At 71.7% G+C, this 25090-nt stretch carries 29 protein-coding genes; all 29 read right to left on the bottom strand.

The annotated features are described in order from the left end of the window. Nucleotides 1-5 precede the first annotated feature (5 nt). Complete coding sequence (gene flhB, locus VLY81_RS07615) at nt 6-1196, bottom strand: flagellar biosynthesis protein FlhB (RefSeq protein WP_324667567.1); 1191 nt, start codon at nt 1194-1196, stop codon at nt 6-8. Then, nucleotides 1157-1957, bottom strand: coding sequence for a flagellar biosynthetic protein FliR (locus VLY81_RS07620; RefSeq protein WP_324667568.1), 801 nt, complete (start codon nt 1955-1957; stop codon nt 1157-1159). Before VLY81_RS07620 ends, flhB begins: the two co-directional genes overlap by 40 nt. Before the next feature lie 18 nt (nt 1958-1975). Continuing rightward, nucleotides 1976-2245, bottom strand: a complete 270-nt coding sequence (fliQ, locus tag VLY81_RS07625; protein ID WP_324667569.1) for a flagellar biosynthesis protein FliQ — start codon at nt 2243-2245, stop codon at nt 1976-1978. 27 nt (nt 2246-2272) lie between these two features. Then, a complete protein-coding gene (gene fliP / locus VLY81_RS07630) occupies nt 2273-2989 on the bottom strand; it encodes a flagellar type III secretion system pore protein FliP (RefSeq protein ID WP_491701043.1) in 717 nt (238 codons plus the stop codon). Between the two features lie 71 nt (nt 2990-3060). Continuing rightward, complete coding sequence (locus tag VLY81_RS07635) at nt 3061-3435, bottom strand: FliO/MopB family protein (RefSeq protein WP_324667571.1); 375 nt, start codon at nt 3433-3435, stop codon at nt 3061-3063. Between the two features lie 18 nt (nt 3436-3453). Further along, entirely contained in the window at nt 3454-3834 is a 381-nt protein-coding gene (gene fliN / locus VLY81_RS07640) for a flagellar motor switch protein FliN (RefSeq protein ID WP_324667572.1), read from the bottom strand. A 7-nt stretch (nt 3835-3841) separates the two neighbouring features. Next, on the bottom strand, nt 3842-4402 hold the full coding sequence (locus tag VLY81_RS07645) for a flagellar basal body-associated FliL family protein (RefSeq protein WP_324667573.1): 561 nt from the start codon (nt 4400-4402) through the stop codon (nt 3842-3844). 30 nt (nt 4403-4432) lie between these two features. Then, nucleotides 4433-5200, bottom strand: coding sequence for an OmpA family protein (locus VLY81_RS07650; protein ID WP_324667574.1), 768 nt, complete (start codon nt 5198-5200; stop codon nt 4433-4435). After that, nucleotides 5184-6011: a motility protein A gene (locus VLY81_RS07655; protein ID WP_324667575.1), complete on the bottom strand. Its 828-nt coding sequence runs from the start codon at nt 6009-6011 to the stop codon at nt 5184-5186. Before VLY81_RS07655 ends, VLY81_RS07650 begins: the two co-directional genes overlap by 17 nt. 25 nt (nt 6012-6036) lie before the next feature. Further along, entirely contained in the window at nt 6037-6303 is a 267-nt protein-coding gene (locus VLY81_RS07660) for a flagellar FlbD family protein (RefSeq protein WP_405001354.1), read from the bottom strand. An 82-nt stretch (nt 6304-6385) separates the two neighbouring features. Further along, nucleotides 6386-7618 carry a flagellar hook protein FlgE gene (locus VLY81_RS07665; protein ID WP_324667577.1) on the bottom strand — a complete coding sequence of 411 codons (1233 nt, stop codon included), beginning with the start codon at nt 7616-7618 and terminating at the stop codon, nt 6386-6388. A 151-nt stretch (nt 7619-7769) separates the two neighbouring features. Continuing rightward, complete coding sequence (locus VLY81_RS07670; protein ID WP_324667578.1) at nt 7770-8174, bottom strand: TIGR02530 family flagellar biosynthesis protein; 405 nt, start codon at nt 8172-8174, stop codon at nt 7770-7772. A gap of 35 nt (nt 8175-8209) precedes the next feature. Beyond that, nucleotides 8210-8614, bottom strand: coding sequence for a flagellar hook capping FlgD N-terminal domain-containing protein (locus VLY81_RS07675; protein ID WP_324667579.1), 405 nt, complete (start codon nt 8612-8614; stop codon nt 8210-8212). Between the two features lie 17 nt (nt 8615-8631). Further along, nucleotides 8632-10578 carry a flagellar hook-length control protein FliK gene (locus VLY81_RS07680; RefSeq protein WP_324667580.1) on the bottom strand — a complete coding sequence of 649 codons (1947 nt, stop codon included), beginning with the start codon at nt 10576-10578 and terminating at the stop codon, nt 8632-8634. Nucleotides 10579-10606: 28 nt separating this feature from the next. After that, nucleotides 10607-11188: a MotE family protein gene (locus VLY81_RS07685; protein WP_324667581.1), complete on the bottom strand. Its 582-nt coding sequence runs from the start codon at nt 11186-11188 to the stop codon at nt 10607-10609. Between the two features lie 21 nt (nt 11189-11209). Next, entirely contained in the window at nt 11210-11689 is a 480-nt protein-coding gene (locus VLY81_RS07690) for a flagellar FliJ family protein (protein WP_324667582.1), read from the bottom strand. Continuing rightward, nucleotides 11686-13014, bottom strand: a complete 1329-nt coding sequence (locus VLY81_RS07695; protein WP_324667583.1) for a FliI/YscN family ATPase — start codon at nt 13012-13014, stop codon at nt 11686-11688. The genes VLY81_RS07690 and VLY81_RS07695 overlap by 4 nt, the downstream gene beginning before the upstream one ends. Further along, nucleotides 13004-13762, bottom strand: a complete 759-nt coding sequence (locus tag VLY81_RS07700) for a FliH/SctL family protein (RefSeq protein ID WP_324667584.1) — start codon at nt 13760-13762, stop codon at nt 13004-13006. Before VLY81_RS07700 ends, VLY81_RS07695 begins: the two co-directional genes overlap by 11 nt. A gap of 80 nt (nt 13763-13842) precedes the next feature. Further along, the gene (gene fliG / locus VLY81_RS07705) at nt 13843-14868 is read right to left on the bottom strand and encodes a flagellar motor switch protein FliG (RefSeq protein ID WP_405001355.1); all 1026 of its coding nucleotides are present in this window, start codon (nt 14866-14868) and stop codon (nt 13843-13845) included. 9 nt (nt 14869-14877) lie between these two features. Next, the gene (gene fliF, locus VLY81_RS07710) at nt 14878-16428 is read right to left on the bottom strand and encodes a flagellar basal-body MS-ring/collar protein FliF (RefSeq protein WP_324670366.1); all 1551 of its coding nucleotides are present in this window, start codon (nt 16426-16428) and stop codon (nt 14878-14880) included. A gap of 51 nt (nt 16429-16479) precedes the next feature. Next, the gene (gene fliE / locus VLY81_RS07715) at nt 16480-16791 is read right to left on the bottom strand and encodes a flagellar hook-basal body complex protein FliE (RefSeq protein ID WP_324667586.1); all 312 of its coding nucleotides are present in this window, start codon (nt 16789-16791) and stop codon (nt 16480-16482) included. Between the two features lie 31 nt (nt 16792-16822). Next, entirely contained in the window at nt 16823-17263 is a 441-nt protein-coding gene (gene flgC, locus VLY81_RS07720; RefSeq protein WP_324667587.1) for a flagellar basal body rod protein FlgC, read from the bottom strand. A 36-nt stretch (nt 17264-17299) separates the two neighbouring features. Next, nucleotides 17300-17722, bottom strand: a complete 423-nt coding sequence (flgB, locus tag VLY81_RS07725) for a flagellar basal body rod protein FlgB (RefSeq protein WP_324667588.1) — start codon at nt 17720-17722, stop codon at nt 17300-17302. Nucleotides 17723-18058: 336 nt separating this feature from the next. Beyond that, on the bottom strand, nt 18059-19450 hold the full coding sequence (gene hslU, locus VLY81_RS07730; RefSeq protein WP_405001356.1) for an ATP-dependent protease ATPase subunit HslU: 1392 nt from the start codon (nt 19448-19450) through the stop codon (nt 18059-18061). An 11-nt stretch (nt 19451-19461) separates the two neighbouring features. After that, on the bottom strand, nt 19462-20037 hold the full coding sequence (gene hslV, locus VLY81_RS07735) for an ATP-dependent protease subunit HslV (RefSeq protein ID WP_324667589.1): 576 nt from the start codon (nt 20035-20037) through the stop codon (nt 19462-19464). Beyond that, nucleotides 19986-21371 (bottom strand): methylenetetrahydrofolate--tRNA-(uracil(54)-C(5))-methyltransferase (FADH(2)-oxidizing) TrmFO, encoded by a 1386-nt coding sequence (trmFO, locus tag VLY81_RS07740; protein WP_324667590.1) that lies wholly within the window; start codon nt 21369-21371, stop codon nt 19986-19988. The genes hslV and trmFO overlap by 52 nt, the downstream gene beginning before the upstream one ends. Next, a complete protein-coding gene (gene topA, locus VLY81_RS07745) occupies nt 21358-23667 on the bottom strand; it encodes a type I DNA topoisomerase (protein WP_324667591.1) in 2310 nt (769 codons plus the stop codon). The genes trmFO and topA overlap by 14 nt, the downstream gene beginning before the upstream one ends. A gap of 37 nt (nt 23668-23704) precedes the next feature. Further along, on the bottom strand, nt 23705-24901 hold the full coding sequence (gene dprA, locus VLY81_RS07750; RefSeq protein ID WP_324667592.1) for a DNA-processing protein DprA: 1197 nt from the start codon (nt 24899-24901) through the stop codon (nt 23705-23707). Next, complete coding sequence (locus tag VLY81_RS07755) at nt 24898-25086, bottom strand: hypothetical protein (protein WP_324667593.1); 189 nt, start codon at nt 25084-25086, stop codon at nt 24898-24900. Before VLY81_RS07755 ends, dprA begins: the two co-directional genes overlap by 4 nt. Nucleotides 25087-25090: the final 4 nt, after the last annotated feature.

Genomic DNA, 25090 nt, shown 5'->3' on the forward strand with positions numbered 1-25090 from the left:
CGCCATCACGCCTCCTCCACCGGCGCCCGCCAGACGGGCCGACCTGCGGCCCGAGGCCCCAGCTGGCGGAGCCGGTAGACGTATGCCAGCACCTCGGCCACCGCCCGGTAAAGTCGGGGCGGGATGGCCTGCCCCACCGGGACCCCCTCGAAGAGCGCCCAGGCCAGGGGCGGGTTTTCGACCACGGGCACCCCGTGCTGGCGGGCTACCTCGGCGATGCGGCGCGCCAGCCACTCCTGCCCCTTGGCCACCACGACCGGGGCCTCCATGCGCGCCTCCTCGTACTCCAGGGCCACCGCCACGTGGGTGGGGTTGGTGACGACGACCGACGCCCGGGGCACCCGCTGCATCATGCGCTGGGAGAGGAGCTGGCGCATGCGGGAGCGGATCCGGCCCCGCACGTGCGGGTCGCCCTCGGTCTGCTTGAGCTCGTCGAGCAGCTCGTGTCGGCTCATCTTGAGGCTCTGCTCGTACTCCCACCGCTGGTAGGCGTAGTCGAGGCCCCCGATGACCAGGAGCACCAGGCCCATCCGCAGGAGCTGCTGGTAGGCCAGGTCGGCCACGAAGGCGGTGGCGTCGGCTATCCCCATGGCCAGCAGGTCCGACGAGGCCTGCATGATGGTACGGATGAAGGACCACCCGGCCCAGGCCACCACCACCGCTTTGGCCGTGGCTTTGACCAGCTCCACCAGGGCCCGGGCCGAGAAGAGCCGCTTGAGGTGCGCGATGGGGTCGATGCGGGAGAGGGTAGGCGTCAGAGGGGTGCCCGAGGCGACGAAGCCCACCTGGAGCACCTGCGAGGCCAGCCCCGCCAGCATGACGGCCCCCGTCAACGGTACCAGCCCCCGCATGGCCGTGAGGCCCAGGTAGCCCATCTGGCGCACGCGATCCACCGTCAGTTCCTGCTGCCACAACAACCCGCCCCACAGCTCGGTGGCCAGCGACCGGGCGTCGGCCGTCAAGAGTCCGGCCACGCCCTTGGCCGCCAGGGCGCCCGCCAGCGCCACCACGGCCATCGACAGATCCATGCTCCGCGCCACCTGGCCTCGGCGACGAGCCTCCTGACGCCGGCGCGGCGTGGGGGCCTCGGTGCGCTCCCCGTCGGCGAAGCGCTGGAGGTCGAAGTCCAGCGGCGACTCGACGGCCATGCCCCCGCTCAACGGGGCGCCAGGCCCTGCATCGTGCGCAGCACCCATCCCCACAGCTCCCCGTTGCGTCCAAAGGTCCCCGCCAGCAGGCCGACGATCCCCGGCAGCGCCAGCAGCAGCACCGCGAAGCCCAGCACGATCTTGGCGGGAAAGCCTACCACGAAGACGTTGAGCTGCGGCACCGCCCTGGCCACCACGGCCAGGGCGACGTCGGCCAGGAACAGCGCCGCCATCACCGGGGCGGCGAGCCGCACCCCCAAGACGAACGCCGCCGCGAAGGCCCCGACGATCCCTTCGAGCACCCCAGGGCCGGTCGCCCCCGCACCGGGGGGCACCACGACCAAGCTCTGCGCCAGAGCCCGCAGCATCTCGTGATGGCCGTCGACCCCGAAGAAGATGAGGGTGGCCAGGAGCATCTGGAACTGGCCGATGACCGGGGTCTCCTGGCCCAGGGTGGGATCGACCACGTTGACGACGCTGAAGCCCATCGGCAGGTCCACCAGCTGCCCGGCCAGCAAGGCGGCGGCCATCAGGGCGTTGACCCCGAAAGCCATGACCAGCCCGGTGGCCACCTCCTTGCCCACCGCGTAGGCCCACACGGCCCAGGCCGGCCCAGTCGCCCCGCCGGCTCCCGGCAGGACCACCCCGGGGGACCCCGCCGCCAGCGGCACCATCAGCAAGGCGGCGAGCCCCGAGAGCCCGAGGCGCACCAGTGGCGGCACCCCCGGCTGCGCGAAGACCGGCCGAGCCGCCAGCACGAGCGTCGAGGTGCGCACCCAGATGAGGCCGAAGGCGGCCAGGGCCTCCATGCCTCCTCGGGTCCCCCCTCAGCCGATGTAGGCGGTCAGGTTGCCCAGCAGTCGGTTGGCGAAGTCCAGCATGACCCGCATCATCCACGAGCCGAAGACCAGCATGGCGACGAAGACGGCCAGGATCTTGGGCACGAAGGCCAGGGTCTGCTCCTGGATCTGCGTCGTGGCCATCAGCAGGCTCACCACGAGCCCCACCAGCAGCCCCAGGCCCACCATCGGCCCCGAAACCAGCAGGATCGTCACGATGGCGTCGCGCCCCAGCGCCAGCAGGGTCGCCTCGTTCATGCTCGCACCCCCCGCGTGCCGTCCGCCTCACCGCACACTGGTCAACAGCGCCCGGGTGATCAGGTGCCACCCGTCGACCATGACGAAGAGCAACACCTTGAAAGGCAACGAGATCATGACCGGCGGCAGCATCAACATGCCCATGGACATTAAGGTGCTGGCCACGATCATGTCGATAACCAGGAAGGGGACGAAGAGCACGAAGCCGATTTGAAAGGCGGTCTTCAGCTCGCTGATGACGAAGGCCGGGATGAGGATGTACGTCGGCACCTGGTCGCGCCGCTCGGGCCGGGCCATGCCCGACATGGAGACGAAGAGCTCCAGATCCTTCTCCCGGGTGTTTCGAAACATGAAGTCGCGCAACGGCAGCTGACCCCGCTGCCAGGCCTCCTGTTGAGTGATCTGGCCCTCCAGGTAGGGGCCGATGGCCTGTCCGTAGACCTGCTGCCAGGTCGGGTACATGGTGAAGAAGGTCAAAAAGAGCGCCAGCCCGACCAGGACCTGATTGGGGGGGACCGTGGGCGTCGACAGCGCGTTGCGCACGAAGGAGAGCACCACCACGATGCGGGTGAAGGAGGTCAGCATGACCAGGATGGCCGGCGCCAGGGTCAGCACCGTCAGCGCCGCCAGGATCTGAAGGGCCGTCACCAGGTCCGGCGCGCGGGGCGTCTCGCCGTCCAGTCGCAACTCGATGGACGGCAGCCGCAGAGCCGGGCTCTCCGCACCGGAGCTCGCGCCCGGCAGTTGCTGCGCGCGTCCCGGCGCCGGCCAGCGCCAGCATCAGGCAGGTGACGGCGAGCAGCCCCCGCCACCGGTCATGAGGCAACGCGCGGCTCGTCATCGTGCGAGTGCGGGTGCACGGCCCTCCTCTCTCGGCGCGTGCCGGGCGCCTCCGTGCGCGCCGCCCGGCTCCCTCGGGCCTGGCGAAGGACCTGCGCGATCTCCTCGGGGTCGTCGAGGCAGGCTAGAGTCTGCATCTGCTGTCCGCTCACCCCGATGACCAAGAGGCGCGTCCCCACCTCGACCACGTACACCGAGCGCCCGGGCCCCAAGGCCAGGGCGTCGACGATCCGCATGGCTCGCCCCGGCCGCGTGCCCACCCGGGACCCGGCCAACCGGGCGGTCACGTAGGCCGCCGGCAGCAGCACGACCAGCGCCCCCAGCACCTTGAGGAGGTCGGCCCAGGTCACGGCCGCCGCCCCTCCACCTCAGGGGAGATCCCGGGCCAGGCGCGCCCGGGTGACGATGTCGTTGACCTTGACGCCGAACTTCTCGTCGAGCAGCACGACCTCGCCCCGCGCGACCAGCTTGCCGTTGACGATGATGTCGGCGGGCTCGCCGGCCAGCTTGTCCAGTTCGATGACCGATCCCCGGCGCAGCGCCATCACTTCCCCCAGCGTGAGCCGGGCCCGCCCGATCTCCACCGACAGCGTCACGCTCACGTCGAGGAGCAGCTCCAGATTGCCGGAGGCGTCACCGGCCGGCTCCGGCTTGAGCTCCCCGAAGCGGACGGGGTGCACCTCGGTCACGTCGGGCGCTGACGGGGGCGGTTGCGGCGCGCGGCCGCCGGGCGCGCGGCGACCCGTCACGCGCCGGCTACTGGATGACGAGCTCGGTGAAATAGACGTTCACCACTCTTCCCCTGGAGACCAGCCGCTGCAGCGCCTGAACCAGCTCCTGGCGCACCGCCTCCGTCCCGGCCGTCGAGGTCAGATCCTCGAAGCGCTTGGTGCGGATCACGGCGATGATGGCATCGCGGACCTGAGGCTGGCGACGGGCCAGCTCCTCCACCACCTCCCGCCGGTCGGCCTCCACCGTCACCCCCACACGCGCGTAGCGGATGGAGAGGCCTCCCGAGCCCGGCGCCAGGTTGACCACAAACTCGCCGGCGTCCAGGGTCGGCCCCAGGGGTGCCACGGCGGCCGCCTCGGCGCTCTCGGCTGGAGCAGACGGCGATGAGACGACGCCGCGCTCGCCGGCCGGCTGCTGCGCCATCGGAAGCTGCCGGTTGAACATGAGGTAGGCCAGGAAGGCGCTGCCCGTAGATGCCACGATGATGAGCGCCACGGCCGCGATGGCCCAGGCCAGGCCGGCCGCCCGGGACCGGTGCGGCTGCTCCGGCGGTGCCGGTTGAGGCTGCGGCTGCTGCACGGCCATCTGTGCACCACTCCATCCTTGGCGACGATGTCAAGGGCCTTGCTCCACTCCGTTGGAGCTCAGCGGCATGATGACGACGTCGACCCGCCGGTTTCGCTGCCGGTTGGCCGGCGAGGTGTTGGGCACCAGCGGATGGAACTCGCCGTACCCGGCGGCCGAGAACCGGCGGGCCTCGAGGCCGTGATACTCGACGAAGTAGCGCACCACGGTCGTGGCACGGGCCGTAGAGAGCTCCCAGTTGGAGGGGAAGCGCTCGTTGCGGATGGGCAGGTCGTCGGTGTGCCCCTCGACCCGCACATCGTTGGGCAGGTCGGCCAGCACAGCGGCCAGCGCGTCCAGCACCCGCCGCGACTCGGGCCGCAGCTCTGCCTTGCCCAGGTCGAACAGCACCCGGTCGGCCAGCCGCACCACCAACCCCCGCTCCTCGGGCACCAGCTGCACGTCGGCGGAGAGCCCCTCGGCCTCGAGCCTCGCTGTCAGGCGGCGCAGGGCGTGGTCCAGCTGCTCGTCGGTCTGCGAGCCCACCGGCACCGGCGAGATGGCGATGGGCGGGTTGCCGACCATGGCCTCCCGCTGGAAGCTGCGCCCCATGTCGAGGATCCCGACCGACGCCCGAAAGGCCGACATCAGCGCCTGGAAGCGCTGGACGTCGACCGCCGAGATGGAGAAGAGGATGACGAAGAAGGCTAGCAGCTGGGTCACCAGGTCGGAGTAGGTGACCATCCACGGCGGGGCTGCCGTGTTGACGCCCGTGCTGCGGCGGCGCCGTCGTGTGACGGGGTTATCGGCTCCGGGCACCGGTCGTCACCACCTCTCCGGCCGGCCTCGCGGGGGCGGGCCGCGCGGCCGCCTCGCGCGCCCGCCGGTCGGCCGGAGGCAGGAACGAGCGCAGCTTCTCCTCGACGATGCGGGGGTTCTCGCCAGCCTGGATGGAGAGGACGCCCTCGATCATGATCTGGCGCACCATGGTCTCCTGCTCGTTCTTGACCCGGAGCTTGCCCGCGATGGGGTTGAAGACCAGGTAGGCCAACAGCGCCCCGTACAGCGTCGTCAGGAGGGCGAGGGCGAGGGCCGGTCCCACCGTCGAGGGGTCGTCCAGACGGCCCAGCATGCGAATGAGCCCGACCAGGGTCCCGATCATACCGAAGGCCGGGGCGTAGACGCCCAGCGACTCGAACAGCGCCTGGCCCTGGCGGTGCCGCTCCTCGATGAAGGTGAGCTCGATGTCGAGGATGTTGCGGACCAGCTCGGGGTCGGTGCCGTCGACCACCAGCTGGATGCCCTTGCGCAGGAAGGGGTCCGAGAGCCGCTCGGCCTCCTCCTCCATCGCCAGCAGGCCCTCGCGCCGGGCCTTCTCGGCCAGGCTCACGATGAGACGGATGAAGTGCTCGGGGTCCAGGGGCCGACCGGTGGCCGCGATGCGAAGGACCCGCCACGCGTTGCGGAGCTGGGCGCCGCTGTAGTTGGCGATGGTGGCCGCTATCGTCCCGCCCAGCACCAGGACGAACGAGGCCGGATCGAGGTAGGGGCGGAGACTTCCGCCAATCAGGATGGCCCCGCCAATCAGCCCCAGCCCGATGACGATACCGAGGATGGTGGTGATGTCCACTGGTCTGGCCCCTTCTCCCCGCACCTCAGCTCCGACCGGCGTCCCGCTCCCGGGTCACGACCGCACCCGCCCGCCCGGCCGGCGATGGGGCGGGCGGTTCGAGCCGGGCCGGCAAGGCGCGGCTCCGGTTGAACGCGACGACCCGCTCGATGACCTCGTCGACGCTCTCGGCGACCACCAGCTTGCGCCCGCTCACCAGCGACAGGACGGTGTCGGGGGTGGACTCCACCGTCTCGATGAGATCGGCGTTGACCACGAACTCCTTGCCGTCCAGCCGATGCACCCGGATGATGGCGTCCACCCCCCTCTCACGTCCTCGCCCTACGGCCGGCCCCTAGCGGCGGGGCCCGGCCAGCCTGTCGCCTCCAGGCCCCTCACCGCTTGAGCGTCATCAGCTCCTGCAGCATCTCGTCCGACGTGGTGATGACCCGGGAGCTGGCCTGGAACCCTCGCTGGGCGAGGATCAGGCTGGTGAACTCCTGGGACAGGTCCACGTTGGACATCTCGAGGAAGCCCGGGACGAGGCGGCCTCGGTCGCCGACCCCAGGTTTCTCAATGCTCGCCGGGCCCGAATTGCCCGACATTACGAACAAGGTGTCTGATTGCTTTACAAGACCTTCGGGACTAGGAAAGGTAGCTAGAGCAATCTGCCCGAGGTCGCGCACCAGGTCATTTGAATAGACGCCCTTGATGACCCCAAGGTCATCTACTGTGATCCGGACAAGTTCGCCGCGCTTATAGCCATCTCTGAAGGTTACCTCAAGTCCCGTGGCATCGGCCATGCTAGTGATCGAGCCAAGGCGAAGCTCCACGGATCCCATGCCAGCCCCGGAGGCGGTGAAATTCACGGATATCGTGATCGAAGACGGTGACTGGAGCAATCCTTTGTCATCGAAATCGATTGTCTGGGCTTGGAAACCCTGTGCATTCCCATCTACGTATACCTCGGCCAGTGTCCACTCATTCCGAGAGACATCCCCCCGGCGGAACTCCAGCGTAAGAGAGTGGACATTTCCTAACGAGTCATAGATGTCTACCGTGCGGAGCACCGGGATACTCGGGTCAGTGATACGGCTGTCCAGATTTCCTGTAAGGTCAACTTTACTTGTAGCCTGCCCGGGAATCGGTTGGGGCCGAATGACGATGGGCTCCTCCGGACGATTGGTATCAAGGACGCCTCGAATGGGGTCTCCCATCCACCCCATCACCTTCATGCCGTTGGTGTAGACGAGGTTGCCCTCGCTATCGATGGAGAAGATGCCTGCGCGGGTGTAGTAGCGGTTCTGTCCATCCGTCAGCACGAAGAAGCCGTTGCCGTCGATGGAGAGGTCCAGGTCGCGTCCCGTCGCCTGCGGCGCGCCCTGGGTGAAGAGGGTGTCGATGGAGCCCATCGTCACCCCCAGGCCCACCTGGAGCGGGTTGACGCCGCCCAGGTCGCCCATCGGGCCACGCGCCGCGCGCAACAGCTGCGAGTAGACCTCCTTGAACGTCATGCGGCCGGCCTTGAAACCCGTCGTGTTGACGTTGGCGATGTTGTCGGCGATGACGTCCATGTTGAGCTGATGGGTCCGCATGCCCGACACGCCGGCGAATAGCGACCTCAGCATGCGATCCTCCTGCCTCCTTCGGGCCGGCCGGGGCGCCCTGTCGGCGCCCGCCGGCCGGTCGTCGGTCCTCGTGCGGCCGCCTCGGTCGGTCGGCGACCGCTCCGGCAGGCCCCCTCCCGTCGGAGGTCCGGCCTGCTTGGACATCTCGGTCTCACGCGAAGACCACGCTGTCGATGTTGGTGAAGACGTTCTCCTTCAACTGCGCCTCGTCGACCACGGTGATGACGGTACGGTTGCGCACGCTGACGACGAAGGCCAGGCGATCCAGCATGACGACGGCCTCCCGGGCGCCCTTGGCTCGGGCCCGCTCGACCGCGTCCACCAGGCGCCGGTGGAGCACGTCGGTCAGCTCGATGCGCCGATCCTGCAGGCGACGCCGGGCATGGGCGGAGAAGCGCAACCCCTGCTGCTCGGTCATGACCTGGTCCAGCACCTGACCGAAGGAGGCCGTCTCCCCCCGGGAAGGAGCCGCCGGGCGCCTCGGTCCCGCCGGCGCCGGCCCGACCGGCCCGATGGGGTACGGGCGTCCCGCCTCACCGGTTGGCGCCGCCGTCACATCGCCTCACCTCGCTTCCCTGCCTCGGCGTCCCCTCAGGCGACCTCGACCAGCTCGTACAGCGAGTAGTCGCGGCCGCCCACCACCAGACGCACGTCACCCTCGACCAGCTTGACCCGCTCGACCGTGCCCTGCACGGGCGCGCCGCCATCCAGCGGCTTGAGCACCACCGTCCGGCCCAGCAGCCCCGCCGCCTCCTGGAGTGTCTGCAGCTGCAGGAGCTGCCGCATGAGCGCGCTGGTGTCGCGCTGGGCCTCGAGCTGGCTGAACTGCGCCAGCTGGCTGACGAACTCGGTCTCCTTCATGGGCTCCAGGGGGTTTTGGTAGCGCAGCTGCACGGTCAACAGCCGCAGGAAGTCCTGCGAGCTGACCTGGGCCGCCGGCTCGAAACCGAGCGTCTGCTCCGTCGACGACGTGCTGGACGTGATCCCGGCGACCATCCGCTGCCCTCCTCTCCTCAGACCCTGACGTCGACCGCACCCAGTCCCAGCCTCACCCACAGAGGGCGCTCAGGCGCTGCCAGGGCGGGTGCGCCTGCGGCCGCCACGCCCGAAGCCCCGAGGGGCTCCGACCGGGCGCCACCCCATGGCGACGGACCCGGGTGGCCGTCGTGCCCGTGCCGTCCCACCTCCACCGAGAAGCCGGCGAGCTGCAAGCCCGCCTGCTCCAGCGCCCGCTCCAGGAGGTGGCTGTTGTGGCGCAGCATCCAGCCCGTCTCGTGCTGCTGGACGGTGGCCTGCACCACCAGGCGCGGGCCGTCGGCGCGGAGCCGGAGCCGGATCTCGCCGAGCTCGGGCGGATGCAGCTGCAGGCGGAGCTCGCCGCCGTCCTCCGCCAGGAGGCTGTCGACCACCCGGACCCGGGCTCCGCCGTCATGGGCGGAGCTCTCCACCCACCGGCTGACCTGCTCGGCCACCACCCGGCTCGCCTGCTCGACGGCGCGGGTGCCGGCGTGGGCCGCCTCCGCGCCCGTTGCCCCAGCAGGCACGGCGCTTGGGGCGACGGGCTCAACCCGTGCGGGCTCGACCCCGCTGTCCGTCCGATGCAGGGCGGTGGTGTCGCTGTGGGAGCGGACAGCGGGCACGGGGTCCTGACCGCGTCGGGCGTTACCTTCTCCGGTCCGCTCGTCTCGAGCAGCCCGGCGCGGCGCCTCGACGTCGTCGCGGGCTATCTGGAGGTCGGTCGCCGGCGCGGCGCCCGTCGGTTGGCTGGCGGCCTGCGGCGCTGAGAGCGTCGACGCAGGTCCGCCGGGCTCGCTCCGCTCGGAGGTCGACCGGAGGGCCGGCGCATCGCTCGCATCGCGGCCCTGCATCGGTGGTGTCGACGACCCGCCCGTCACCGTGGCCGCTATCTCGGCGGCATCCGCATGGAGGGGAGCTGGCGCCGACCCGACGTCAGCCCGCACCCCGACGATCGCAGCCCCGGAGAGGACCGGTCCCCCGGTGGCCGCCGGGAGCTCGGTCGACTTCGGCGTGACGACGAAGGCCTCCAGGTTGGCCTCGACCCCCTCGCCACTCCCGCGGGCGGCGGCTGGACCGCCCGTCCCGGCGCCGAAGGGCTCGGCGTCACCCGCAGCGATGCCGGCCCGCACCGGCTCGTCCGCCCGGACCGCAACGATGACGCCTGCGTGCGTCCCGGCCCCCGTCCTCGAGCCGGCAGGAGGCATCGAGAGCCGCCAGACCGTGTCGGCGCTCACCGTCCTCACCGCATCCGGGCCCATCCGCGGCCCGCTGCTGGGAGGGGCGTGGTGCCCCGCCACGGCGGCCCGAGGCCACCCATGCCCGGTCTCACCCGCAACGGCCCCAACGGCCTGACCGGCCTGGCCCTGAGGCGCCGTGGGGGCAGCCCCCGCCATCCGCTCGCCGGACCCGGGGAGCGATCCCGGTGCTGCCGTCAGCGCGTCGGGACCTGTCGGGACGTCGGTGCCGGCCCGCCCCGCCGACCGCTGTGCCGCTCCCCGGAGCCCCAGGACCAGTGCTGGGGCCGTCTGCGCCGTAGGGGCGTCACCTACCGGGCCGGTCGCCGCCACGCCGTCGCCGCTGGTCGGACCCGGCGCCACACCCTGCCAGGAGACGCCCTCGAGGACCAGCCCCAGGCCCGCCGGCACCCCGACCGTTGCCTCCACGGCGACCGGGTCGGTCCGCCCGTCGGGCAGCCCATCTTGGGTGGAGCCAGGGTCGGAGTCGCCGTCGCCTTGCCGCGACCCGTCAGGAGCGCTTCGATGGCCGCGGACGGCGCCCGTCGACGGCCGTCTCCCCAGGGCCGACTCCAGCACCCCGGCGAAGGCTGCCTCCCCCTCGGACTCGTCAGCCGGGGCCGGCGCATCCGAAAAGGCCTGGACGCCGGGCCGTCCCACCTGACTCGTCGCCAGGGGCATGGTGCTCATCTCGAGCATCGATGCCATCACCTCCTCTCCGTCCTCTCATCCCTCGTCATCGGGCGGGGGTCAGGGAGCCGTCGACCGCCGCCAGGAGTCGGGATGCGTACTGCGGATCCATCTTGCCGAGGATGGAGCCCGCCCGCCTCGGCTCCATGGAGCCCAACAGCCGCCGGGCCAGCTCCAGGTCGAGGCGCTCGATGATGGGCGCCGCCTCCTCGGGCCGCATCTGGCCCACGGCCTCGATGAGCTCCCGATAGTACCGCTCCTGCTCGGCGGCCGCCGCCAGGGCCTGCTCCCTCTCGGCCAGGCTGCGGGCGCGCTCCTCGAGTTGGGCCTCGCGGGCCTGGAGCTCCATCTCCCGGCGGGCCAGCGCCTCGGCTTGCGCCGCCAGGGCCTGTCGCTGCGCCTCCAGCTCCTGGCGCATCTGCTCCAGTGCCGCCTGGGCGGCCGCCTGCTCCTCGTCCAGCCGACGGACCCGCTCGCTCGCATCGATATAATCGGCAACTACGGGCACTTGCCGTAGTTGGGCCATCACGGCGCCGCCCAGATCGATGACTCCCGTGAAGTCGAGCACCCAGACCCCCAGGGCGACCGACACCACCAGTGCCAGCAGCGACCACCCGAGCTGCCGCACGCCCATACCCCCCTCCGTCTCTCAGCCTGTCGGTGTCGGGCCTTGCCGCTGGACGTACCGGATGGCCCCGACCTCGTCGAGCGCGATCCGCTCCTCGCGCTCCGCCGCGCGCACGTGCGCGAGCCGCCGTCGCTCACGTAACAGCTCCAACACCCGCACATCCCGGTGAGCCTTGATGACCTGCTCCCGCCGGGCCGCCTGGGCTTGCCGGGCCCGCTCGCGCTCGATGGCCCAGTGGTCGCGACGCCGGCCCGTCTCGTCGAGCCAGCGCGCCAGCGCAGCCAGCTCCGGCTGAGGCTCGGCCGCGGACGCCGTGGACGGCCCGGCCACCCTCGCCACCGACCGGGCCAGCAGCCCGGCCCGCGTCGCCTCGGCCCGCTGGAGGGCGGCCTCCGCGGCCAGCAGCGCGCGTGAGGCCGCGGCCAGCTGGATGCGCTCCTCGCGCAGGTGCTGGCGACGCAGCCGCAAGACGCGCTCCAGACGAAACCGAAACCGCCTCATGCCGCCTCTTCATCTCCGAACTGCCCGGCCAGGGCCTCGAGGGCCTGGACCGTCTCGGGCAGCGACGATCGCTCGAAGACCCCCTGCTGCAGGAACCGCTCGACGGGCCGCTTCGCGTCGATGGCCCGGTCCGCCAGGGGGTTGGAGCCCCGCACGTAGGCACCGATCTGCACCAGGTCCTCGACGTCCCGATAGGCCGCCATCAACCGGCGCACGGTGGCCGCCGCCTTGCGGTGCCCCTCGGCGGCCACCTCCGACATCACCCGGCTGACGCTGGCCAGGACGTCGATGGCCGGGTAGTGGTGACGCTCGGCCAGGGAGCGGGCCAGCACCACGTGGCCATCCAGGATGGAGCGCGCCGCATCCGCGATGGGGTCGTTGAGGTCGTCGCCGTCGACCAGCACCGTGTAGAAGGCCGTGATGCTCCCCCGCTCCGAGGTGCCCGCGCGCTCCAGCAAGCGAGGCAACAAGGAGAAGACCGACGGAGGATACCCCCGGGTCGTGGGCGGCTCCCCGGCGGCCAGGCCCACCTCCCGCTGGGCGTACGCCAGGCGGGTCAGGGAGTCCATCAACAACAACACGTCCAGCCCCTGGTCCCGGAAGTACTCGGCGATGGCCGTCGCAGCGAAGGCAGCCTTGAGGCGCACCATGGCCGGCTGGTCCGACGTGGCGGCCACCACCACCGCCCGCCGCAGCCCCGACTCCAGGTCGCGCTCGATGAAGTCCCGCACCTCCCGCCCCCGCTCACCGACCAGGGCCACCACCACCACGTCGGCCTCGGTCCCCCGGGCCATCATCCCCAGCAGGGTGCTCTTGCCCACCCCGCTGCCCGCGAAGACCCCGAGCCGCTGCCCCTTGCCGCAGGTCAACAGCCCGTCGATGGCGCGCACCCCCACCGACAGGGCCTGGGCGATGCGAGGCCGGCGCAACGGGTCAGGCGCCGGGCGGTCGACCGGATACCAGGCCTCGGCGTCGACAGGCCCGGCATCGTCCATGGGCCGCCCCAGCCCGTCCAGCACCCGGCCCAGCAAGCCGGGCCCTACCGGCACCCGCAGGGGATGGCGCCGGGAGACCACCGGGGTGCCGGGTGCGATGCCCTCGGCGCTCCCCAGGGGCAACAGGATGGCGTGACGCCCCTTGAAGCCCACGATCTCCGCGACCAGCGGGGAGGCGCCGGGCCGCCGGATCTCCACCAGCTCGCCCACCCGAGAGGGAGGGCCCAGCGACTCCAGCGCGAGCCCCACCGCCCGCCGGATGCGGCCCGTCGCGCGCACGTCGGGGATGGCGTCGACGGCTCGCACCAACCGGCTCACGTCAACGCCCATGACGCATCACGTCCAGCAAGCCGGCCGCCACCTCGACCAGCCGCGTCTCGAGCCCGGCGTCGATGCTGCCCAGCTCGGCTTCGACGATGCAGCCCCCGGGCTCCACCTCCGGGTCGGCCCGCCACTGCACCTGCACCGGCCCCTCCACGCCCTGCGGCAGGCCGAGATCGGCATCGGCCAGCAGCCGGTGCTCGTCGGGATGGACGCGCACCACCACCCGCCCCTCCCCGGCGCCGGGCATCTCCCGCAGCACGTCCTGCAGGACCGCCCGGGTCACCGCGGGGCCGGCCGCCACCTCGCGGCGCACCACCCGCTCCGCCACGGCCAGGGCCAGCTTGACCACGTCCTCTTCGGCCAGCGCCAGCGCATGATCCCGCCGGCGCCGGGCCTCCTCCACCAGCGCGATCATCTCCCCCAGCAGACGCTCGAGCCGCGCCGCCACCTCGCGGATGGCCTGGGCTCGACCCTCGCGCTCCCCCTCGGCGCGGCCCGCCTCCCAGCCCTCGGCCCGCGCCGCCTCCCGGATGGCCTGCGCCTCCTGACGGGCTCGCTGTCGCGCCTCGTTCGCCCAGGCGCGCGCCCCGCCACCGCCGCGGCAACTTGGGGCGCAGCGCGCCGGACGGGAGGCCGTCTCCGCTCCGCCGGGCCCCGTCCGCCTTCGCGCCCCCCAGCACGGACGCACCTCCGGCCACCGGCCGTCGCCCGGTGCCCCCTGGCTCGACGACCAGGCGGCGCGCACCGTTGGCATGGGACGCGCCGTCACCCAGACCGTCGCGGGCCTCCACCGGCGAGGCGACCCGGACCACCTCGGCCTTGACCAACCGCGCCTCAGACCAGGACCTCTTCGCTTCCGCCGCGAGCAATGATGATGTCCCCGCTTTCCTCGAGGCGCCGGATGATGGCGACGATGCGTCCTTGAGCCTCTTCCACGTCGCGCAGCCGCACCGGGCCCATGTACTCCATCTCTTCTCGGAGCATCTCGGCGGCTCGCTTGGAGATGTTGCGGAAGATGCGCGCCTTCACCTCGTCGCTGGCCGTGCGCAGGGCCAGCGCCAGGTCCCGGCTGTCCACCTCCCGCAGGACCTGCTGGATGGAGCGGTCGTCCAGCAAGACGATGTCCTCGAAGACGAACATGCGCTTCTTGATCTCCTCGGCCAGCTCGGGGTCGACCTCTTCGAGGGCCTCCATGATGGTCTTCTCCGTGCCGCGATCCACCCGGTTGAGCACCTCGACGGCCGCATCCAACCCGCCGGCCGAGGTGTAATCCTGATTGACGATGGAGGCCAGCTTGCGCTCCAGGGCCTGCTCGATCTCGCCCAGCACGTCGGGGGCCGTGCGGTCCAGCGTGGCCAGCCGGCGTGCCACCTCCACCTGGCGCTCCGGCGGCAGCGACGAGAGGATGGCCGCGGCCTGCTCCGGTTGCAGGTAGGCCATGATGAGCGCGATGGTCTGCGGATGCTCGTGCTGGATGAAGTTGAACAACTGTTGCGGATCCGCGCGCCGGGCGAAGTCGAAGGGGCGCACCTGCAACGAGGCGGTCAGACGCCGGATGATCTCCACCGCACGCTGGGGGCCCAGCGCTTTCTCCAACAGCTCCCGCGCGTACTCGATGCCGCCCTGGGTGATGTACTGCTGGGCCAGCATCATCTCGCGGAACTCCTGCAGCACCTTCTCCTGCTCCTCGGGCAGCACCCGGCGCACCGAGGCGATCTCGAAGGTGAGCTGCTCGATCTCGTCTTCGCGCAGATGCTTGAAGACGTGCGACGAGACGTCAGGCCCCAGCGCGATGAGCAGCACGGCTGCCTTCTGCTTGCCGGAGAGGGGCTGAGGGCCCCGGCCGGCCGCCTTGGCCATCGCCATGGACTACGAACTCTCCTCCACCAGCCAGGAGCGCAACAGCTGCACGAACTCCTCGGGGCGCTCCCGTGCCAGCGCCTCGATCTCCTGCCGCAGGCGGCGCCGCGCCTGCTCCGCCTGAGACGGCGCCTCTTGCACGGCCTCCTCGGCCACGGGCGTCGCCGGGATCACGACGTCCACCCGCCGACGGGCCGCCCGCATCCGCCGGCTGACCCACCAGGCCGCTCCCACCGCCAGGGCCAGCGCCGCCAGCCACCAGGCCACCCCTCGCACCGCTGCCGGCCCCCTCGCCGCCAGAAGCTGCGCCTCCAGGGCGGACGGCCCCTCGGCCCGGGCGAAGGGCATCCCCTCCACCGTCACCTGGTCGCCGCGGGACGGCTCGAGCCCCATGGCCGCGGCCACCAGCTGCTCGGTGCGCTGCCGCTGGAGCACGTCGAGCTGCCCGTCGACCCAGACCGCCACCGAGAGGCGCTGGATCCGCCCGGGCGCCATCACGATGCGCCTCTCGACCCGATTGATCTCGTAATTGGTGACCGAGTCGAGCCGCTCCATCTGCGAGGAGCCGCCCGCCCCGGCCGGCTCGACGTAGCCGGGGATGTTGGAGGTGACGCCCGGCACCCCGGCCGGCACCGACGCCCCCTCGCCCGTGAAGCGCTCCTCCGTGCGTTGCTCGCTGCGCACGATGCCGCTGCGGCCGTTGACCACGGGCGAGAAGATCTCGTGACGCTCCTCCTGCTGGTCGAAGGAGAGGTCGGCGGTCACCCGCACGACCACCCGGCCCGGCCCCCAGACCTGCTCCAGCGTCGCCTGGAGGCTGCGCTCCAGCTCCCGCTCGTAGGTGCGCTTGAGCTGCAGCCGCTCGGCGACCGCATTGCCCGTCGGCCCCGCCTGCTCCAGCGCCAGGAGATCCGAAAGGACGTTGCCGGAGGCGTCGACCACCGTCACGTTCTCGGGACGCAGGTTCTCCACGCTGTTGGAGACCAGGTTGACGATGCCGCGCACCTGGGCGGGAGCAAGGCTGAAGCCGGGGAGCAACTCCAGCAGCACCGAGGCCGTGGCCGGACGCTGCTCGGCGACGAAGAGGCTGCGCTCGGGGATGACGATGTGCACCCGGGCATCCGCCACGCCCTGGATGGCGCGGATGGTCCGGGTCAACTCGCCCTGCAGCGCCCAGTAGTAGCGCAGGCGCCGCTCGTAGTCGGTGAGCCCGAGGTTGGTCTGGTTGAGGATCTCGAAGCCTACGACGCTGTTGCGCGGCAGGCCCTGCATGGCCAGATCGAGCCGGACCCGGTGCACCTGAGGCTCCGGCACCAGCACGGCGCCCTGCCCCTCATCGACCGTAAACTCGGTGCCCCTCTGCTGCAGCGCCACCGTGACCGCCCGCAGGTCCTCGGGCGACAGGCCCGTGAAGACGGGCTGGTAGCGGGGCGTCGCCAGCAGCACCAGCAGGACGATGAGACCCACCGCCGCCACCGTGCCGCCCAGGACGGCCCAGCGCGCGGCCCGGCTCATCCCCTGCCACACCGCGACCAGTTGACCCCTCAGCCGCTCCCACATCGCGCCCACCGCCGATCAGTCCGCTGTACCTCACACCGGCCGCGTCGCCGCTCAGACGGGCATGCGCGAGATCTCCTGGTACGCCTCCACGAGCTTGTTGCGGACGGCTACGGTGAGCTCCAGGGCCAGCTGGGCGCGCTCCACGGTCAGGGCCAGGCGATGCATGTCGGTGAGGTCGCCACGCGCCACGGCCTCGGCCATCTGTTGCGCCTCCAGTTGCAGGGCGTTGACCTGCGCCACGGCATCCTTGAGGACCTGGCTAAAGGGGCGCACGCCGGCCGCCCCGGGCGACGTGGCACCGGGACGTGCCGGAGCCCCAGCCGACGAGACGTTCACGCTGCGGATGGCATCGATAGCGGCCATAGCCGTCCCGCCTTCCTCGAGGATGGTGCGCTCAGACCCGGATCAGGTTGAGAGCGGCCCGTGCCATGTCGGTGGCCGCCCCGAAGGCCGCCAGGTTGGCCTGGTAGCCCCGCTCGGCCGCCAGCATGTCGACCATCTCGGTCACGACGTCCACGTTGGGGTACTCCACGTAGCCATCGGCTCTCGCGTCGGGATGCTCGGGGTCGTAGACCAGGCGCGGGGGCGTCGGATCTTCGACGACGGCAGCCACTTGCACGCCCCTGCCCGGGGCGGTGGCGCCGGCCCGGTTGGCCGCCCACGGCCAGCTCGGCGCTTCCATGGCAGCGAAGACCGCCATCTGGCGGCGGTAAGGCCCGCCGCGCGCCGACCGGGTCGAGTAGGCGTTGGCCAGGTTGTTGGCGATCAAGTCCATGCGCAGGCGCTGGGCCGTCAGTCCCGATGCGCTGATGTCGAGCGACGGTAGAAACGCCATGCGGCCTCGGACCTCCTCTCCAGGACAGGATGCGGACTAGCGGCGACCCTCCGAGATGGCGGTGCGCAAGGCCAGCATGCGCGCCCCCACCACCCGGGTCAGGGTTTGATAGTAGAGCGTGTTCTTCGCGAGGGCCGCCATCTCGCGGTCGACGTCGACGTTGTTTTGGTCGTTGCGCATGACGCTGGAGTTGTCCCGCACGACCATGGGCTGCACGGGCTGCGAGGTGGGCCGCGCCAGATGCGCCGGGTGGGTACGCCGCAGGGCCACCTTCTGGCGTGCCGCCGCCTGCTGCTGGCGACTGAGGGCCTCCTCGTAGACGACGTCGAAGCGCCGGTAGTGCGGCGTCTCGGCGTTGGCGAGGTTGTGGGCGATGACCTGCTGGCGCAAGGCGGCGGCATTCAGGGCGGTGGCCAGGTCCCGGTCGGTAGGACCCCACAGGAGCCCGATCCCTTCCACAGGCGACCTCCCTTCCCCGTTGACTCGAGGCCGGGACGACGAGGCCGGGGACCTTTTGCGACCCTCGACACGATTCCCAACCCTTTCGACCCGGACCCCGGTCCCTGGCCGGGAGGACTGAGGTCCCACTCCTCGTCGTGTCGGCCTTCGATGAGAAAACTGTCAGTTTACGTCAGTACGACACAGGATGGATGAATCCTCCGGTTCCTCCAGAAAAAACGCAGTATCGCAAAACTCTGATAATGTCGGGTGCGGGGGAAGGCCCGTCGTGACGGCCCGCCGGCCCCTGCGCGGCCGGCGGGCGCCCCGGCGCGGAGGCCCTCCGCAGGCGGGTCGTCAGAGGATGTAGCGGGAGAGGTCCCGGTCTTCGACGATGGCGCCCAGGCAGCGGCGGACGTAGTCGGCGTCGATGACGACCCGCTGGCCCCGGTACGCGGGGGCGTCGAAGGAGACCTCCTCGAGGAGCCGCTCCATGAGGGTGTGCAGGCGGCGAGCCCCGATGTTCTCCGTCTGCTCGTTGACCTGCTCGGCGAGGCGGGCGATCTCGTCGAGGCCGTCGTCGGTGAAGCTCAGCTCGACGCCCTCGGTCGCCAACAGCGCCGCGTACTGGCGGGTCAGGGCGTTTTCGGGCTCGGTGAGGATGCGGCGCATGTCGGCCCGGCTGAGGGGCTTGAGCTCCACCCGGATGGGAAAGCGGCCCTGCAGCTCCGGGATCAGGTCCGAGGGCTTGGCGACGTGGAAGGCGCCGGCCGCGATGAAGAGGATGTGCTCCGTGCGCACGGGCCCGTACTTGGTCGTGACCGTCGAGCCCTCGACGATGGGCAGCAGATCTCGTTGCACGCCCTCCCGGGAGACGTCGGGCCCGGCGCCCCGCTCCCGACCGGCGATCTTGTCGATCTCGTCGATGAAGACGATCCCCGTCTGCTCCACCCGCCGGATGGCCTCCGCCGCCACCTCCTCCGGGTCGACGCGCCTTTGGGCCTCCTCGGCCGTCAGGATGCGGCGGGCCTCGGCCACGGTCACCTTGCGCCGGCGCCGGCGCTTGGGCAGGAAGCCGCCGAAGAGGTCTTGCAGGTTGATCCCCATCTGTTCCACGCCCTGGCCCGACATCACCTCGACCACGGGCGTGGTGGCGTCCTCCACCTCGATCTCCACCAGGTGGTCCTCCAGCTCGCCGGCCTCCAGCTTGCGGCGAAGCTCCGCCCGCCGCGCCTCCACCTCGCCGGCGCGGACCTCCGCCTGGGGATCCTCCTCTCGGGGCGCCTGCCATCCGAAGATGGCCGCCAGCGGATTGGCCTGGGCCCTGGGGCGAGGGGCCGGCGCCAGCGCCTCGAGCAGGCGCTCCTGCACGACGGGTGCCACCTGGTCCTTGACCGCCTCGGCCCGCTCCTGGCGCACCATCCGCACCGAGCTCTCCACCAGCTCCCGGATGATGGACTCCACGTCACGGCCGACGTAGCCGACCTCGGTGAACTTGGTGGCCTCCACCTTGATGAACGGCGCGTCCACCAGTCGCGCCAGGCGCCTGGCGATCTCCGTCTTGCCGACGCCGGTGGGGCCGATCATCAAGATGTTCTTGGGGACCACCTCGTCCCGCAGGCCCTCCGGCAAGAGCTGCCTTCGGTACCGGTTGCGGAGCGCCACGGCTACGGCGCGCTTGGCCTCCCGCTGCCCGACGATGTACCGGTCCAGCTCCTCGACGATCCGGCGAGGCGTCAGCTCCTCCATCCGCATCTCCCTCACGCCCCCGGTGCCGTCTCGTGGAGCTGCTCCACCACGATCCGGTCGTTGGTGTAGATGTCGATGGTGGCCGTGATGCGCAGGGCCTCCTCCACCACCTGGGCGGGCGTCAGCGCGGTGTGCCGCAACAGGGCCCGGGCCGCGGCCAGCGCCACCGGGCCGCCCGAACCGATGGCCGCCACCCCGTCGTCGGGCTCCACGATCTCGCCGTTGCCCGACAGCACCAGCAAGTGCGCCGGATCGGCCACCAGCAGCAGCGCATCGAGCCGTCGCAGCACGCGGTCGGTCCTCCAGTCCCGGGCCAGCTCCGCGGCGGCACGGGCCATCTGGCCGCCGTGTGCCTCGAGCTTCTCCTCGAAGCGCTCCAGCAACGTCAGCGCGTCGGCCACCGCCCCGGCGAAGCCCACCAGGACCCGCCCCTGGTAGAGGCGGCGCACCTTACGGGCCGAGTGCTTCATCACCTGTTGGCCGACGGTTACCTGGCCGTCGGCGCCCATGGCCGCCTGCCCGTCCCTGACGACGCCTACGACCGTGGTCCCATGCCACCGAGGGGGACCGGGGCATCGGCCGTCCATCGCCGCACCTCCTCGGCCACCCGATCGATGACCGCCAGCGCCCGCCGGGCCTGGGCGGCCCGCCGTTCCTTCTTGCCCCTGGCCGGCTCGTCGGGCGGCGGCAACAAGCCGAACGCCGCATTGATGGGCTGGAAGTCCTCCGCCCGCGCGGTGGTGACGTAGTGCCAAAGCGCCCCCATCATGGTCTCGACGGGCAGTACCAGCGGCGGCTCCCCCCGCACCAGGCGCGCCGCGTTGAGCCCTGCCAGCAACCCGGCGGCTGCCGACTCGACGTATCCCTCGACGCCCACGATGAGACCGGCCAGCAGGATGCGGGGGTGGCTGCGCATCTGCCCCGTGGGGTGCAGCAGGCGGGGCGACTTGACGAAGGTGTTGCGATGCACCACGCCGAAGCGCACGAACTCGGCCTGCTCCAGCCCCGGGATCATCCGGAAGATACGCGCCTGCTCGCCCCACTTGAGCCGGGTCTGGAAGCCCACCAGGTTGAGCAGCCGCCCCTCCCGATCCTCCTTGCGCAGCTGCACCACCGCATAAGGCAGGCGGCCGGTGGCGGGGTCCCGCAAGCCCACGGGACGCATGGGCCCGTAGCGCAACGTGTCGGGCCCTCGCCGGGCCAGCTCCTCTACCGGCACGCACCCCTCGAAGAACTTGAGCTCGTCGGGGATGTGGCCGGCGTGCTGCTCGGCCTCGGCCAGCGCCCTGACGAAGATCTCGTACTGCGGCCGGTCGATGGGGAGGTTGAGATAGTCCGGGGTGCCCTTGTCGTACCGGCTGGCCCAGAAGCCACGGCTCTGGTCCACCGACTCGGCCGTCACGATGGGGGCCGCCGCGTCGTAGAAGGCCAGGAACTCCTCGCCGGTCAGCCGCCCCAGGCTGGTCGCCAGCGCATCGGACGTCAGGGGCCCGGTGGCGACGATGACGACGCCGTCGCCAGGCTCCGGCACCTGCTCCACCTCTTCGCGGATCACCTCGATGAGCGGATGCGCGCTCACCCGCTCCGTGATCCAACCGCTGAAGAGCTCGCGGTCGACGGCCAGCGCCGCGCCGGCCGGCACGGAGGAGCGGTCGGCCGCCTCGATCACCAGGGAGCCCAGCCGCCGCATCTCCTCCTTCAACACGCCGGCCGGCGTGTCGACGGAGGCACCTCCCAGGGAGTTGCTGCAGACCAGCTCGGCCAGGCGGTCCGTCCGGTGGACCACGGTGCCCCGCTTGGGACGCATCTCGTAGAGGCGCACCGGCACCCCGAGCCGGGCGACCTGCCAGGCGGCCTCGCTGCCCGCCAGGCCGCCTCCGACGACGACCACGTGATCGGCCGGCACCTCAGGCCTGCCCATCGTGTGACGGCGCCTCCTTCGCGGCCCCTCGCCGCGCTCCCGCCCGGCTCATCAGCGGGGCGGGCTGCCGGGCCACCCCGTCGGCGGGCGGGGCCCCTGCCGGCGCCACCCCTTCGACGTAGTCGCACAGCGCCTCTCCGTGCGAGCCCTTCTCCAACGTGCCGGCGCAGACCACCCGCTGACCGCCCCGGGCGCGCTGGTAGACCAGCGGGCGGGCGCAACGCGGGCAGGCCCGGCCTACCGGGCGGTGCCAGAGGGTGTAGGTGCACTTGGGGTAGTTGACGCAGCCGTAGAAGGTGCGGCCGCGTCGGGTATGGCGCTCCACCAGCTCGCCGCCACAGATGGGGCAGGTGGCGCCGGTCTTGCGCAGCAAGGGGCGGGTGTGCTTGCACTCCGGGTAGCCGGAGCAGGCCAGGAATCGGCCGTAGCGCCCCCACTTGATCACCATGGGCCGTCCGCACTGCTCGCAGACCTCGTCAGAGGGCTCGGCCTCGATGGTGACCCGCTCCAGGTTGCGCATGGCCTCTTCGACCCGGCGCTCGAAGGGATGGTAGAACTGGGCCACCACGTCCTGCCAGCTCACCTCGCCGGCCTCCACCGCGTCCAGGCGAGCCTCCATCTGGGCGGTGAACTCGACGTCCACCACATCGGGGAACTGCTCCTTGAGCAGCTTGACGACCGCCCGCCCCAGCGGCGTGGGCACCAGCCGCTGCCCCTCGCGGCGTACGTAGCGGCGCTCCAGCAGCGTCTCGATGGTGGGCGCATAGGTGCTGGGGCGGCCGATGCCGAGCTCCTCCATGGTCTTGACGAGGCTCGCGTCGTTGAAGCGCGGGGGCGGCTGGGTGAAGTGCTGCTGAGGCACCGCGTCTCGCATCACCAGCGCCTGACCGTCGGTAAGGAGCGGCAGGGCCTGGCGCGCCTCCCCCTCGTCGCCGCCGTCGGCTCCCTCGCCCGACTCGGCGCGGCCGTCGGAGGCGGATGCGCCGTCGCCCGCTGCGCCAGCCGCTCGCCGCTCCGGCCCCCAGACCACGAGGAAGCCGGGCTCCAGGATGATCGAGCCCGTGGCCTTGAGCTCGAAGCGACCCGCCCGCACCGTGACCGTGGTCGACTCCACCAGGGCGGGCACCATCTGACTGGCGACGAAGCGCCGCCAGATCAGCTCGTACAGCCGCCACTGCTCGGGCTTGAGGTAGGGCTGGAGCGACTCGGGGGTCCGTTCCACCGACGTGGGGCGGATGGCCTCGTGGGCCTCCTGGGCTCCCTTGCGGCTCTTGTAGACGTTGGGACGCTCGGGCACCGCCTCCCGGCCGAAGCGCTGCTCGATGAAGCGCAAAGCTGCCTCCTGGGCCTCACGCGCCACGTTGACGGAGTCGGTGCGCATGTAGGTGATGAGGCCGACCGGCCCCTCCTCCCCCACGTCCAGGCCCTCGTAGAGCTGTTGGGCGATCTGCATGGTGCGCCGGGCGGTGAAGCCCAGCCGCCGCGACGCCTCCTGCTGCAGCGTGCTGGTGGTGAAGGGGGCCGGCGGCCGCCGCTGGCGGCGCGTCGAGGTGACGGAGGCGACCACGGGGTGCTGCACCCGCACCTCGTCGGCCAGGGCCCGGGCCTCCTGCTCGGTGCCGATGCTCGGCTCCTGGCCGTCGACGGCCACCAGGCGGGCCCGGAAGGTGCCCTCCTCCTCTCCCGGCTGGCCGTCGGGGGCGGGCGGCTGCAGGAGGGCGTCGATGGTCCAGTACTCACGGACGACGAACGCCTCGATCTCGTCCTCCCGCTCGCAGATGAGCCGCAACGCCGCGGACTGGACGCGTCCGGCGCTGAGGCCCCGCTGGACCTTCTTCCACAGCAGGGGACTGAGGCGATAGCCCACGATGCGGTCCAGGATGCGCCGGGCCTGTTGCGCGTTGACCCGGTTGTGGTCGATGGCACGGGGCCGGTGCAGGGCCTGCTCCACCGCCCGGCGGGTGATCTCGTGAAACTCGATGCGGCAGGGCCGGTCCGAGGGGATGCCGAGGAGCTCGGCCAGGTGCCAGCTGATGGCCTCCCCCTCGCGGTCGGGGTCCGTGGCCAGCAGCACCTGCTCGGCCTGGCTGGCCTGGGCCTCCAGCTCCTTGACCGTCCGCGTCTTGCCCCGGACGATGGTGTAACGAGGCTGGAAGCCCGCCCGCACGTCCACGCCGAACTCGCTGACGGGCAGGTCCCGCACGTGTCCCATCGAGGCCCGCACGCTGTAACCGGCGCCCAGAAACTTGGAGAGCGTGCGAGCCTTGGCCGGCGACTCCACGATGACCAGCTTCAACGACCAGTCCCCCACCCTGGCCTGTGCAAAGGCCCTCCTATTTTATCTCAACGTGACGGGCCACCCAGCGGCCATCGGGCAGACGATGGGCGAGGCCGGCCGCCTCCAGACGGGTCAGGGAGGCGAGCAGGCGCCCGACGGGGAGGCCCGTTCGGGCTGCCAGCGCTTCCACTTCCAGGGGGTGGCCCTCGGAGAGCACGCCCGCCGCCGGCCCGGGCGCCTCCGGCTCAGGCCTCCCCCGGAGAGCGGAGGTCGGCCGGATCCCGGGCAACTCCGCCGTTAGGCAGCCGACCACGGCCCCGCGGGCCTCCCACCCCACCAGCCGCTCCAGCACCCGGCCGGCTGCGACCTCGACGTCCAGGGCATCCCCGCAGAAGAGGGCGCCGTCGCGCAACAGGGCGTTGGAGCCCTCGGTCGCCTCGTCGAAGGGGCGCCCCGGCATCGCCATCGCCTCCCGGCCGTACGCCGATGCCCGCGAGGCGGTGGAGAGGGCGCCGCTGGTGGCCCGGGCCTCGGCCACCACCACGACCAGGCTCAGGCCGGCGATGATCCGGTTGCGCACCGACAGCCGCCAACGCTCCACGTCGGTGCCCGGCGGGTACTCGCTGACGAGGGCGCCGTGATCCGTCACGGCCCGGGCCAGCCTCGCGTGCTCCGGGGGGTAGACCCGGTCGATGCCGCAAGGCAGCACCCCGATCGTGCGTCCTCCGGCACGGATGGCTCCGGCGTGGGCGGCCGCGTCGATGCCGCGGGCCAGTCCGCTCACGACGGTGTAGCCTCGGGCGGCCAGCTCGCCCGCCATCCGACCGGCCACCATGCGCCCTCCGGGCGAGGCCAGGCGGGAGCCGACGATGGCCACCGCGAACCGGTCCTCCAGGCGGAGCGACCCTCGCACGTAGAGCACCGGCGGCACCTCGGCCAGGTGACGCAGGTTGAGGGGAAACAACCCGCCCCCCGGCTCCCACGGCGTCAGCGCGGTGGCCCCGCACGCCTGCAGCCGGCGCTGCAACGCCGTCAGCGCTGCCGGCTCCCTGCCGGTGGCCAGTGCAGCCATGGCTTTGGCCGGGAGGCGGCCCTCCATGACCTCCCGCCAGAGGCGGGCGGGGGCCTCCCACGCGGCCTGCAGCCCGCCCAGTCCCTCCACGGCCCGGCGGATGGCTGCAGGACCCAGGCCGGGCAGGCTGGCCAGCACGCCGGCCATCAGCGCTGCCTGCGACGAAGGCGGCCCGCTCACGGCCGGGGGCGGGCGCCTGGCCGACCGGCGTCCACGGGGACCAGCGACACCAGCCCGCAGACCGTGCAGACCCACACCTCCAGGCCGCCGCGCCGCAACCGCCGCTCATGGGGCGTCGGCTTGCGACACGAGGGGCACTCGTGGCGTCGCTCCGGCTCGGCTCTCTCTCGCTGCACCCCGGACATGGGG

This window comes from Limnochorda sp. LNt (assembly GCF_035593265.1).
GTDB classification, from domain to species: domain Bacteria; phylum Bacillota; class Limnochordia; order Limnochordales; family Geochordaceae; genus Geochorda; species Geochorda subterranea.